Raw genomic sequence first — 13353 nt, 5'->3', positions numbered from 1 at the left:
AAGGAGGTGCCAATAATGGCTGTACCATTTAGAAGAACTTCTAAAACTGCAAAAAGAAAGCGTCGTACGCATTTCAAATTATCTGTACCTGGTATGGTAGCTTGCCCAAACTGTGGTGAACATAAATTAGCTCACCGTATTTGTAAAGCTTGCGGACACTATAAAGGTAAAGAAGTAGTAGCGAAATAATTCAGTATTCCGCTATATGAAGGCGAATGAAGAGGCCATGGCTCTTCATTCGCCTTTTTTCATTTGTTATCATCCGTTGTCAAATGAAGGAATATTCGCTACGATACAATTAATGGGTAAGATGTATAAGTAGACTGGGGGAAGGGATAATGTCATATTTATTTGAAAATAAAGACGGGATTGCAACATTTACAATCAATCGTGAAGAAAAAAGGAATGCTGTGAATGATGAGGTGATGGATGGCCTACAAGAAGCAATTACATATATAGAGCAAAGGAAGGATGTACGCTTTTTCGTTATTACTGGAGCTGGTGAAAAATCATTTTGCTCAGGTGGGGATTTATCCGTTTTTCATGCATTAGAAACAGAGGACGAGGCTTTCGGAATGCTTAGCAAAATGGCAAAAATAATGTATAAGCTTGCTACATTACCTGTGCCAACGATTGCCTTAATAAATGGAACAGCAGTAGGTGGCGGCTGTGAAATCGCTACAGCCTGCGATTTCCGTTTGATTGCACGTCATGCAAAGGCGGGCTTTATTCAAGGGACACTTGCGATTACGAGTGGCTGGGGTGGCGGTACATATTTGTTTGAAAGAGGATTACGCCATGACCGTGCGTTAAAAATGCTTGTCGATGCACAGGCCTACGAAGCACAAAAGCTCTATGAGATTGGCTGGGCTATGCGAGTTTTTGAAGGAACGAAGCAAGAGGCATTGGCAGATTTTATAGAAGATATGCGTAAAATTCATCCTGCCGTGCATCAAGCATATAAAGAAATTGAGCTACGTAAATGGCGAGAGCGCAATATGTATGAGCGTGTAATGGAAGAAGTACGCACTTGCGCGAAGCTATGGGAAAGCGAAGCACATCACCAAGCGGTAAATAGCTTCCTAACAAAATCGAAAAAGTAAATGAAGGAGTCGTCTACAAAGCTATTTTGAGACGGCTCTTTTTGTGACGGAGAGTATATGCAGGAGGCGATGGTTTTAGCGAATATTTAACTTCTTTCAGGAGTTGTCCGAAAAGTCCATTTTTTGAAATAAATGTTTTCATCGCTTCCCCTTTACTAAAGGATAACGCTGCTAAAACTAATGTTCATCCCATTTTTAAAAGAGGCGTTTTCTGTTTAAATGAATCAACATTTTGTGAAAAATCATCGCTCCTGTCCAAAATGCCGGCTATGCACGGCTTTTTGGACTGCCCCGTCCTAAAAGAGTTAGCTAAGTTGTAATTAATAAGGTGCAAACGATAGGAAGGTATCAAGGAGTATGAAAATATGGAAAGGCTTGTCGTTTGATATTTTCGATAGAATTAAGATTCTATTTCCTCATCTGCTGCATATAGTAGTAAAAAAATAAGAGGTGATAGAGATGGAAGCAAAAAGAAGAAAAGACCAATGGACAATTGCTGATGATGAAAAATTAGCGGAAATTGTTATTCAATTTGTGCAAAATGGAAAAACACAGCTTGAGGCGTTTGAGGAAGCGGCAACCGTGTTAAATCGCACGAAGCAGGCATGTGGTTTTCGTTGGAATAAAACATTGCGAGCGCAATATGGGCAAATGCTTGGCAATGTAAAGAAGAGACCGAAGCAGTTAATGCGTAGTCATTTAAAGCTTGCTTTAACGAGCTTTGAGGAGCTTACCGAAGCTTATGGGCAGCTAGAATTAAAATATCATGAGTTACAAACAGAGCATGAGCGCCTTCTTAAATGGTTAAAACAAGGCGTGCAGTTTACTCAAAAATAACTGCTAGCACAGCCTGTTTTAATAGAAAATAGAGTGCTTGCTATCAATGAAGCTTATGCATGATAGCCTCGCAAAGCTTGCGCAAGAAAATCTCTGCAATCCACTACAAGTCTATTTTCATTTTATAAAAGCTTGAAGGTTATATGAAATGAATCTAAAGAAAAAATGAAAAATAGTTGGAATCAATTATACGAGTGGCGTACAATAAAGAGGAACAGCTTTGTTCAATTACACAAAGGGGGATTTTCAAATGACACAAGTAAAGGCACCAATGGCAGGTACAGTTTTCGAGGTAAGTGTAAAAGAAGGAGATGCTGTAACTGTTGGACAAACATTAATCATCTTAGAATCGATGAAAATGGAGATTCCATGTGAAGCAGAAGTTGCTGGTACTGTAAAGAAAATACTTGTAGCAGAGGGCGATTTTATTGATGAAGAGGCGGTCCTTGTAGAGCTAGAATAGTGCTGCGAAGAGGTGAAAAAAATGACAAAACAATATAATGAACAGCTACAGCAAAAAATTGATGCAATTTATGCTGGTGGCGCGCAAAAATATCACGATAAACTAGTGGAAACAAATAAATTATTTGTACGCGAGCGTTTGGCTTTGTTATTCGATGACGGGCAATATGAAGAAGATGGTCGCTTTGCCAATTGTGAAGCAGGGGACTTACCTGCGGACGGCGTTGTGTGCGCTATCGGGAAAATAAACAATGAAACAGTTTGCGTTATGGCGAATGACTCAACAATTAAAGCAGGCTCATGGGGCTCACGCACAGTTGAAAAAATTATTCGCATTCAGGAAACGGCAGAAAAACTACAAGTGCCGATGTTATATTTAGTCGATTCAGCAGGAGCACGTATTACCGACCAGCTTGAAATGTTCCCAGGACGACGTGGGGCAGGGAAAATATTCCACAATCAAGTGAAAATGAGCGGTTTTGTTCCGCAAATCTGTATTTTATTTGGTCCTTCCGCAGCAGGTGGCGCTTATATTCCGGCGTTTTGCGATATCGTCATTATGGTTGAAGGTAATGCCTCTATGTATTTAGGTTCACCACGTATGGCGGAAAAGGTTATTGGTGAGAAGGTAACATTAGAGGAAATGGGCGGAGCGCATATGCATTGCTCAGTAAGTGGTTGCGGGGATGTTTTAGCCACATCTGAACAAGAGGCAATCGGGCTAGCGAGACAGTATATTAGTTATTTCCCAAGTAATTTTGCGCAATTGCCACCTCTACAAGAGGCGATTCAGCCTGTTGCGGGACGAACATTGGAGGAAATTATTCCAGAAAACCAAAATGCGCCGTTTGATATGTATGAATGCATTGACCAATTAATTGATGAAAATAGCTTCTTTGAAATTAAAAAGCTGTTTGCACCTGAATTAATTACAGGCTTAGCAAGAATTGACGGGCAGGTCGTGGGCATTATTGCGAATCAGCCAAAAGTAAAAGGTGGCGTGCTATTTGTCGATTCGGCAGATAAAGCTGCGAAATTTATAACATTATGTGATGCGTTTTCGATTCCGCTACTGTTTTTAGCAGATGTACCAGGCTTTATGATTGGCACAAAAGTAGAGCGAGCGGGTATTATAAGACATGGGGCTAAGCTAATTTCAGCGATGAGCTCTGCAACAGTGCCTAAAATTTCTGTTATTGTGCGCAAAGCATATGGTGCAGGTCTTTATGCAATGTGTGGACCAGCATTCGAGCCGGATGTATGTATCGCACTTCCGACAGCACAAATTGCTGTAATGGGTCCTGAGGCAGCCGTAAATGCGGTATATTCAAATAAAATTGAAGCAATTGAAGACCCGAAAGAGCGTATGCAATTTGTAAAAGAAAAAATCGAAGAATACAAACGAGAAATCGATTTATATAAGCTGGCTTCGGAGCTTGTTATCGATGATATTATTGCGCCGGGGGATTTACGCGACACATTAGTGAAGCGCTTACATTATTACGGTTCAAAGCAAGTGTTACCACCGTACCGTAAGCACCCTGTTTATCCAGTTTAATAGTGCAATGTAAAGCTGCTCTGAAAGTAGGAGCAGCTTTTTAGGTGCCAGGCACGCAAACAATTCTGACAATTTGAGATGGAGGGTGAGTGGATGAGATGTGTTTATGTAATTGGTGCGGGTGCGGTAGGCTTGTTAATAGCAAGCTTTTTACGTAAGGCGGGTTATGCGGTAACGGTTGTGACAAGGCGGGAGGAGCAGGCGGTAGAAATTCGTACATATGGGGTTACGCTTTTTCAGATGGATGGGCAGCAGCGGAATTTTGAGGTTGATGCTGTGACGGAGCGACAGTTAGTTGTTGAGGATGGAGCGATGGTTATTGTTGCGACTAAGTATGATGCTTTGCAGGCTCTTTTACCAACATTGACGACGTTACCGGATGTTCCGCTATTATTTATGCAAAATGGCTTGCTGCATTATGAGCAGGCGCTAGCGCTGAAGCAGCAGCATATAATGTTTGGGTCCGCACAATTTGGCGCGGAGAAAGTTGGTGAGACAACGGTTTATCATCGTGGGATAGGCGTTTTGAAATTAGCGGTTGGGCGAGGAAATGATGACTTTATTCGGATTTTTGAGGCTGCTTGTAATGAGGCATTTTTCATAGAACAATTGCAAGATGCTGAGCAAATGCTGTTAGAAAAAGCGCTGCTCAATTGTTTTGTAAATCCGTTAACGGCACTTTTGCAAGTGAGAAACGGGCAATTAATTCATAATGAGTATGCGTATCATCTATTGCAGCAATTGTATACGGAGTTAATGCAGGCATTTCCATATATGCAGCAGAAATTTCCGTTTCAGACCGTTTATCAACTATGTGAACGTACTGCAAATAATATATCGTCGATGCTAGCAGATAGACAAGCAGGACGTAAATCGGAAATTGAAACGATTGTTGGTGCCATTATGAAAAAAGCTGAGAAAATGGGTGCAGATGTGCCAACGCTTAGCGTGTTATACTATTTATTATTAGCGATAGAGGAGAGCGGTGAAAAAATGTGAAGTTTTTGGCTTTTTTAATAGCAATAATTATTATTTGCCCTTTAATTGCACTTATTATCACTTATTTTATATGTCGAAAGCTGCGTTTTAGCAATGTAAAAGCATTTGGTTTAGCTGCGGATATTGCTACATTATTGTTATTTTTCTCAGTCCCAATAGCTGTCGCAAGCATTTGGAGTGTTTCGATTGTTATTCCACTTATTATCATTGCTATTTTTATAGCAATTACCTTTACATACATTGATTGGCGAACGAAAAAAGAAATTGTCGTGCCGCAATTACTAAAAAAAATATGGCGTGTTTATTTTATACTGCTGAGCATAAGTTATTTTTTGGTGTTCATTGCTGGATTAACATTAAATATATTGGAGTATGTCGCTGTGTAAGCAAATTCTTTTTCGAAATGCCACAGAACGTATACAATGTAGTAAGTTATCTTATGCAAAAAATGCTTTTGCCGAAGATTGATACAGAAGAGGCCTGTCAATAGAGATGGTGAGATGAATATTTTGAATAGCTTTCATAGTAAGAGGCATATCATTTAGAAGTTAGTAAGGGATAGAGAGGGTTTTCATAATGAAGCTGGAACAAAACGTTTTACCAGTACAAAATAAAATATTAGCACAGTATTGGGATAAGCAATCTACTATACATAATTTTTTTGATTACGTATATAGTGATGATGCTTTTCACGCACGCGCGCAATATTTAACGACAAAAACATATGACACAGCACAATTAAGCAAAATCATTCAGCTATATATGACGCCGTTTGGTTTATCGGAGGCATGTGAACGTCATTTAAAAGAGTTGGCAGAAGGAGCCTATGTCATTGTAGGAGGACAGCAGGCAGGGGTATTAACAGGACCACTCTATTCAGTGCATAAAGCCATTTCAGTTATTCTGCTTGCAAGACAGCAACGTGAAAAGCTTGGGAAGAAGGTCATTCCGCTATTTTGGATTGCTGGGGAGGACCATGATTTAGAGGAAATAAACCATACGTATACAACGGTGGATGCAACATTAAAGAAGCGTGTTTATAAAGAGCGCTCTAAGCGCAAAACAATGGCTTCTACAACAGCTATCAATAAAGAAGAGATGGAGTCATTTGTACGCACTGTTTTTGCAGACTTTGGAGAAAGTGAGTATACAAAAGATTTACTACATAATGTACTAACACATTTACACGCTAGCGATACGTTTACTGACTTTTTCACTGCATTGATGAATGAGCTGTTTGCAAAGTATGGCTTGCTTATGTTAGATGCAGCGTTTCCAGCATTCCGTCAATATGAGGCTGATTTTTTCGTAAGATTAATAGAGCATAATGAGGAAATTGCACAGGTCGTTGTAGCACAGGAAGAGGCGTTCAACCAAGCTGGTTATGGCAAGCCGATTGAGGCGGTGGCGAGCAATGCCAATTTATTTTTTGTACAGGGCGGCGAACGCTTTTTATTAGAAAGAAAAGACGGTTATTATACAAACGCACTTGGGTCTATTAAGCTGACAAAGGAGCAACTACTAGAAGTTGCGCGCCAAACACCTGAAAAATTAAGCAATAATGTTGTCACACGTCCTTTAATGCAGGAAATGACGATGCCAGTATTAGCTTTTGTTGGTGGACCGGGTGAACTAGCATATTGGGCGACATTAAAGCCAGCATTTTCTTTGCTGCATTTACAAATGCCTGTATTTGCTCCGCGACTGAATATTACTTTAGTGCCACGCACAGTCCAGCCATTATTAGCACAAAATGAGTTAACGGTGCTTGATGTAATGAAAGGGAAAGCAGAGCAACTAAAAAATCGTTTTATTGAAGAAGTCCAGGATGAAAATGCTAAAGAAAAGCTTGCTGAAATGCAGCGAAATTTGCTTGCTCAATATAATGAACTAGAGCAGCATTTACGAGAGCAGCAATTAGATTTAAACAATATTATCGAAAAAAATAAACAATATCATTGTAGACAATTTGATTATTTAGCAGCAAAAATTGGTCAAGAAATATTGGGTAAACATGATGTGAAAATAAAGCAGTTTAATCTGATGATAACAGAGCTTTTCCCTAACCAAAATTTACAGGAACGCTACTTTAATCCTTATCAATATTTGAACCTATATGGACCTACATTAGTAGGTAGTCTTATTGAACTAGATTTAGTTCCTTCTGACCAGCATAACTATATAACACTTTGATATAAAAAGGCTATTTCTATTGAGGAATAGCTTTTTTATATGCTTATATTATCAGTTCACCTCGTTGAAGTAAGGTCTATTTACGTAATTTCTTATTATAGGGGAAGAAATGCGAGGAATAGGTGGTGAAAAGTGGGGGCTTGTGGTACATTAATTAGTAAAGTGGGGTGAGTAGCATGTTCATGGGGGAATACGTGCATTCCGTTGATGTAAAGGGGCGTCTCATAGTGCCTTCGAAATTTCGAGAAGCGCTAGGTGAAACGTTTGTCATTACACGTGGATTGGACAACTGTATTTTTGGTTACCCTATGGATGAATGGCGAAAGCTTGAAGAAAAATTAAAAAACTTACCGATGACAAAAAAGGATGCACGTGCATTTGCGCGTTTCTTCTTTTCAGGTGCAACGGAGGTTGAGCTAGATAAGCAAGGTCGCATAAATATTCCAGCTACATTAATCCAATATGCAAATCTCGAAAAAGAGTGTGTTGTATTAGGTGTATCAAGCAGGATAGAGGTTTGGGCGAAGGAAGCTTGGGACACATACTATGATGAATCTGAAGCATCATTTAACGAAATAGCAGAAAATATGATAGGCTTTGATTTTTAAAGCGTTAAAGGAGTAAAGACTATGTTCAATCATACAACTGTATTATTGAAGGAGACGGTTGATGGGTTGAACATCAATCCTGATGGGGTATACGTGGATTGCACATTAGGGGGCGCTGGTCATAGCGAATACCTCGTACAGCAACTGTCTCCAAATGGAAAGCTTATTTGTTTTGATCAAGATATGACGGCAATTGAAAATGCAAAAGTGCGATTAGCAAAATATTTAGATCGTGTTACGTTTGTCCATGCAAATTTTAGATATGTAAAGGACGAGCTGTATGCACTAAATATTCAACAAGTAGATGGAATTTTATACGATTTAGGTGTATCTTCCCCACAACTCGATACACCAGAAAGAGGTTTTAGTTACCATCATGATGCGCCACTTGATATGCGCATGAATCAAAGTGCGGAATTAACAGCATTTCATGTAGTTAATGAATGGTCATACGAGGATTTAGTAAGAATCTTTTTCCGTTATGGCGAAGAGAAATTTTCAAAGCAAATTGCACGCAAAATCGAAGCAGCGCGAAAACTCTCTCCTATTGAAACAACAGGGCAATTAGTGGAACTAGTTAAAGAGGGTATACCAGCCGCGGCACGACGCACCGGAGGTCACCCTGCAAAGCGTGTATTCCAAGCAATTCGCATTGCTGTAAATGATGAACTTGGGGCAGCGGAGGATTCTCTCGTAGATGCGATTGATTTATTAACGATTGGTGGACGAATCAGTGTGATTACGTTCCATTCATTAGAGGACCGTCTTTGCAAGACAATCTTTAAAGAAGCTTCTTCATTACCAGAATTACCGCCTGGTTTACCAATCATACCAGAGGATATGAAACCAACACTAAAATTAATTACGAAAAAGCCGATTATACCTACGGATGAAGAGCTAGAAGCGAATAACCGTTCACGTTCAGCGAAGTTGCGCATCGCCGAAAAAATAAATAAATAAATAAATAAAGGAAGTGGATGACCATGGCAGTACGCGTAAGGCAACAACCGTATATTCAACAGCCAGTAATATCACCACAACCACAACAACCAGAAAAACAGCCTAGCAAAAAGACGAGCTACAAAAAACATAAAGGACTAATTTCTAAACGCGAAAAATTACTCTATATGTTATTCGTAATTATTGTAGCAATAATGGCAGTTGCAATCCTACATACACAAAGTAAAATCCAAACAACAAGTATGGAAATACAGCAAGTAGAAAAAGAAATCTCCGTAATTGCGAATGAAAATGTAGGCTTTAAAGTGCAGGTTAGTGAGTTGTCGGCTTATGAGCGAATTTTGAAAAAAGCACAAGAACTCGGTTTAACTCTTAACGAGAAAAATGTAAAGGTAGTGCCGGGAGAATGAAAAAGAGTACATTTCGTTTCCAAAAAGGAGCCTTCCTGATGTTTTTAATATACGGAGGGCTCTTTTTGTTATTATTTTGGCGCATTGTTCATTTGCAAACTGCCAATGAAGTTAATGGTTATTCATTGGAAGCTGAGGCGGCAGCTAAATATGCACGCGAAGTGCCACTAGCAGCAAACCGGGGGCGTATATTAGACCGCAATAATAATATTATCGCGGAAGATACATTGGCTTATAAGCTTGTCGCAGTCGTAAAAGAGTCTGTGACGACAAATTCTGACAATCCAAAGCATGTTGTTGACCCAGCAGAAACAGCGAAAGTGCTAGCCCAATATATTTCGATGGAAGAGCAAGATATTTATAAAATATTGACGAGAGATGGAGATCCGTATCAAGTTGAGTTTGGAGCAGCTGGGCGCAAAATTAGCTATGATACGAGAATGGCCATCGCAGAGCACAAGCTACCAGGTATTATTTTTATAGAGGATACGAAGCGCTATTATCCAAATGGTCCATTTGCATCTCATTTAATCGGCTTTGCTTTAGAAGAAAAGCAGGAGGATAATACCTTTAAAACAGTTGGTAAAATGGGGCTGGAGTATACGTATAATGAAGAGTTGACGGGGACACCGGGCTCCATTTCCTATGATAGCGATATTAAAGGCTATTTATTGCCGAACAGTGAAAAAATGATTCAGCCTGCAAAAAATGGGGCGGAAATTTATTTAACATTAGATAAAACAATTCAAAACTTTTTGGAAGAAGCGATGACACAGGTTGACCAGCAATACCAACCTGAATCGATGACAGCTATTGTGGCTAATCCAAAAACAGGTGAAATTTTAGCAATGTCACAGCGTCCAACTTTTGACCCTGCAGACCGTATTGGCTTAGAAAGCAATTGGTTGAATGAAACGATTGAAAATGTCATTGAACCGGGGTCAACGATGAAAATTTTTACATTAGCAGCAGCTATTGATTCAGGCAATTGGCATCCAAATGCAACGTTCCAATCAGGTCAATATACGGTGTTAGACCGTACAATTCGTGACCATAACAGAGTGGGCTGGGGGGAAATTACTTATTTACAGGGCTTCCAGCGTTCCTCTAACACAGGAATGGCTCATATGTTAACAATTATGGGAGCAGATACTTTTTATAATTATTTAGATCGCTTTGGCTTCGGTCAAAAAACAGGGATTGATTTACCGGGGGAAGCGACAGGTACATTACTATCTAGGTATCCAATTAATAAAGTAACGACAACCTACGGACAAGGATCTACTGTGACACCAATGCAGTTGATTCAAGCTATGACTGCTATCGCAAATGAAGGAAAAATGATGCAACCATATGTAATCGATAAAATCGTTGACCCGAGTTCAGGAGAAATCATCTTAGATGATGAGCCGATTGTAAAAGGTCAGCCTGTATCAGCAGAAACAGCGCAGCAAGTGCGGGACATTCTAGCATCGACGGTAACGAGCGAAATTGGTACAGCAAAACGCTTCGCATTGGATGGTTATGAGGTTGCTGGTAAAACAGGGACAGCGGAAATTGCTAAAGAAAGTGGTGGAGGTTATTATTTTGGGAAAAATAATTATCTTTATTCATTTTTAGGAATGGCTCCAGTCGATGACCCGCAACTTATTATGTATATAGCGGTCAAAAAGCCGAAGCTAGCTGAAACAGAGGGTGGCTCAGAGCCAACTTCCGCCGTATTTAAAATGGTTATGGAAAATAGCTTGAAATATTTCAATATTAATCCTGAAGAAGTTGCAGAAGTGCAAATGACAAAATTAGCTGATTATACGAAACAAACAGCTGAAAGTGCACAAGTAGAGCTAATTAATCAAGGGTTAACGCCAATCATCATTGGTGAAGGTGGACAAATTATTGAGCAATATCCAGTGCAAGGTTTGGAAGTAGCGAAAGGAAGCGTCATCTTTTTAAAGACAGATGGAACGATTACGCTTCCATCATTTATTGGTTGGTCATTACGCAATGTATTAATTTATAAAGCCTTATCTGGATTGTCAATTGAAATCGTTGGTGAGGGTTATGTAGATAGTCAAAGCGTTTCAGAAAATACACCGATTCAAGATGCAGCACCAATTGTTGTGAAGTTAAAGACACCTGAGGAATCCTTCGCTCCACAAGTAGAGGAGACGGATGAGGAGGGCGAGCAGCTACCGCAAGATTAAGTGCTAGTTAATAGAAACGTAATTGAGAGAAAGCTGAATAGAAGTCCACTTCTATACATACTTTGTTAAAAACGGAGAGTGTCGAATGAAGTGGATTTCACTGCCTTCCAAAAAACGTTTGAAGATTGTTATTTATGCATTTTTCTTATATGGACTGGCGATTATCGTCCGATTAATCTATGTACAAATTTTCCAACATGAACATTTAACAGAGCTTGCAAAGGCCAACTGGGATCGAGAAATTCCGTTTGTGACAGAGCGTGGAAGTATTGTAGATCGTGAAAATGAAATTATTGTAACGAATAAACTAGCACCGACCCTTTATTTTATTCCAAAGCAAAGCGATGATATTGCACTCGCTGCTAAGCAATTAGCATCTATTTTAAAGGCGGATGAAGCGGAATTGCTTGAAAAAATGCAAAAGCCTGCCTACTTAGTGAAGCTTGCGCCAGAAGGTAAAAACATTACGGAGGAGCAGGTGGAAGCAATACAAGCCTTGCGCATTAAAGGTGTTTATAGTGGAGTAGACTATATAAGACATTATCCATACGGCTCTTTGTTATCAAGATTTTTAGGTTTTACAGGCTATGATAATCAAGGTTTGGCTGGCGTTGAATATGAATATAATGAAATGCTAACAGGTAATAATGCTGCGATTCGCTTATTTACGGATGCTAAAAATGTTGAAATGGCACATGTCGATGATGAGTGGAAAGAGGGGGCGGCAGGAGCAACAGTACAGCTAACGATTGATTTAACGATACAGCAAGTGATGGAACGAGAATTATTACAGGCGATGCAGCGCTATGATGCAGACCAAGCAATTGGTATTGCGATGAATCCGAATACGGGTGAGATTTTAGCGCTCTCCTCTTTCCCAACATATGACCCAGCAGATTTTAAAAATGTTGATTCAACGATTTACAATCGTAATTTGCCTGTTTTTATGACTTATGAGCCAGGTTCTACATTTAAAATTATTACGCTGAGTGCTGCGCTAGAAGAAGGTGTTGTCGACCTTGAAAATGACCATTTTTATGACCCGGGCTACACCATGGTAGAAGGTGCACGCTTACGCTGCTGGAAACGGGAGGGGCATAAGGATGAGACTTTTTTAGAAGTTGTTGAAAACTCCTGTAACCCGGGCTTTATCGAGCTGGGACAACGTGTTGGTGCACAAAAGCTACTGCAATATATTAAAGATTTCGGCTTCGGGCAAAAAACAGGCTCTAATATAGCTGGTGAGGCGAGCGGCATCTTATTTTCGAAAGAGGCATTTGGGCCTGTTGAGCATGCGACTACATCCTTTGGTCAAGGTATCTCTGTGACACCAATTCAGCAAATGCAAGCTGTTGCAGCCGCAATAAATGGTGGTACCCTTTATACGCCATATGTTGTTTCAAGCATAGTCGCAGATGATGGAGAAGTGATTGTAGAAAATAAACCGGAGGCCAAACGCCAAGTAATAAGTGAACAAACATCCGCACAAGTGCGTCATGCATTAGAGTCTGTTGTAGCAAAGGGCTCTGGTAAGCAAGCATTTCGCGAAGGCTTGCGCATAGGTGGAAAAACGGGAACAGCACAAAAGGTAGAAAATGGACGATATAAAGAAGGGGATTATATTGTATCATTTATTGGCTTTGCCCCAGCAGATAACCCAGAAATTATCGTCTATGTAGCAATTGATAATCCGAAAAACCATTTGCAATTCGGCGGTCTGATTGCCGCACCGATTGTTGGGCAAATTATAGAAGATGTAGCACCGATTGTTGGCATTGAAAAATCACAAGAACAAATTGAAAAAGTAACGGTTTGGACAGATCCTATTATGGTAGAGGTAGCTGATTTTGTCGGGAAAACTGTGGATGAAGTAGTGCAGCAACACTATCCATTGACGATTGAGTGGCACGGTGAGGGAACGATTGTCTCCGAACAATTGCCTGCTGCGGGAAGTAAGCTTGAGCAGCAAGGAACATTGCATTTATATTTAACAGATGAAAAAAATGAAGATTGATGAAT

The 13353-nt window shown here is 39.9% G+C and carries 13 protein-coding genes; all 13 read left to right on the top strand.

From position 1 onward, the window contains the following. Positions 1 to 15 precede the first annotated feature (15 nt). The 13 genes from rpmF to MHH70_RS06980 all read left to right on the top strand — a co-directional run bounded on the left by rpmF (position 16) and on the right by MHH70_RS06980 (position 13348). A complete protein-coding gene (gene rpmF / locus MHH70_RS07040) occupies positions 16 to 189 on the top strand; it encodes a 50S ribosomal protein L32 (protein WP_066169728.1) in 174 nt (57 codons plus the stop codon). Between the two features lie 149 nt (positions 190 to 338). Continuing rightward, positions 339 to 1103: an enoyl-CoA hydratase/isomerase family protein gene (locus MHH70_RS07035; RefSeq protein ID WP_342472902.1), complete on the top strand. Its 765-nt coding sequence runs from the start codon at positions 339 to 341 to the stop codon at positions 1101 to 1103. Between the two features lie 459 nt (positions 1104 to 1562). Further along, positions 1563 to 1940 (top strand): transcriptional regulator, encoded by a 378-nt coding sequence (locus MHH70_RS07030; RefSeq protein WP_066169734.1) that lies wholly within the window; start codon positions 1563 to 1565, stop codon positions 1938 to 1940. A gap of 250 nt (positions 1941 to 2190) precedes the next feature. Then, entirely contained in the window at positions 2191 to 2403 is a 213-nt protein-coding gene (locus MHH70_RS07025; RefSeq protein WP_066169737.1) for an acetyl-CoA carboxylase biotin carboxyl carrier protein subunit, read from the top strand. Positions 2404 to 2424: 21 nt separating this feature from the next. Beyond that, entirely contained in the window at positions 2425 to 3960 is a 1536-nt protein-coding gene (locus tag MHH70_RS07020) for an acyl-CoA carboxylase subunit beta (protein WP_066169740.1), read from the top strand. A gap of 93 nt (positions 3961 to 4053) precedes the next feature. Further along, positions 4054 to 4959, top strand: a complete 906-nt coding sequence (locus MHH70_RS07015) for a 2-dehydropantoate 2-reductase (protein WP_342472901.1) — start codon at positions 4054 to 4056, stop codon at positions 4957 to 4959. Beyond that, positions 4956 to 5345, top strand: a complete 390-nt coding sequence (locus MHH70_RS07010) for a DUF3397 family protein (RefSeq protein WP_066169750.1) — start codon at positions 4956 to 4958, stop codon at positions 5343 to 5345. The genes MHH70_RS07015 and MHH70_RS07010 overlap by 4 nt, the downstream gene beginning before the upstream one ends. 190 nt (positions 5346 to 5535) lie before the next feature. Then, entirely contained in the window at positions 5536 to 7152 is a 1617-nt protein-coding gene (bshC, locus tag MHH70_RS07005) for a bacillithiol biosynthesis cysteine-adding enzyme BshC (RefSeq protein ID WP_342472900.1), read from the top strand. A 176-nt stretch (positions 7153 to 7328) separates the two neighbouring features. Beyond that, entirely contained in the window at positions 7329 to 7760 is a 432-nt protein-coding gene (gene mraZ, locus MHH70_RS07000; RefSeq protein ID WP_066169755.1) for a division/cell wall cluster transcriptional repressor MraZ, read from the top strand. Between the two features lie 21 nt (positions 7761 to 7781). After that, the gene (gene rsmH, locus MHH70_RS06995) at positions 7782 to 8720 is read left to right on the top strand and encodes a 16S rRNA (cytosine(1402)-N(4))-methyltransferase RsmH (RefSeq protein WP_107942237.1); all 939 of its coding nucleotides are present in this window, start codon (positions 7782 to 7784) and stop codon (positions 8718 to 8720) included. Between the two features lie 23 nt (positions 8721 to 8743). Beyond that, complete coding sequence (ftsL, locus tag MHH70_RS06990) at positions 8744 to 9130, top strand: cell division protein FtsL (protein WP_066169761.1); 387 nt, start codon at positions 8744 to 8746, stop codon at positions 9128 to 9130. After that, on the top strand, positions 9127 to 11334 hold the full coding sequence (locus MHH70_RS06985) for a penicillin-binding protein (RefSeq protein ID WP_342472899.1): 2208 nt from the start codon (positions 9127 to 9129) through the stop codon (positions 11332 to 11334). The genes ftsL and MHH70_RS06985 overlap by 4 nt, the downstream gene beginning before the upstream one ends. Before the next feature lie 85 nt (positions 11335 to 11419). Next, positions 11420 to 13348: a stage V sporulation protein D gene (locus tag MHH70_RS06980; RefSeq protein ID WP_342472897.1), complete on the top strand. Its 1929-nt coding sequence runs from the start codon at positions 11420 to 11422 to the stop codon at positions 13346 to 13348. Positions 13349 to 13353: the final 5 nt, after the last annotated feature.

Source organism: Metasolibacillus sp. FSL H7-0170 (assembly GCF_038593115.1).
Classification (GTDB): domain Bacteria; phylum Bacillota; class Bacilli; order Bacillales_A; family Planococcaceae; genus Metasolibacillus; species Metasolibacillus fluoroglycofenilyticus.
The sequence above is the reverse complement of the archived record's forward strand: the minus strand, read 5'-3'. Positions and strand labels throughout refer to the sequence as shown.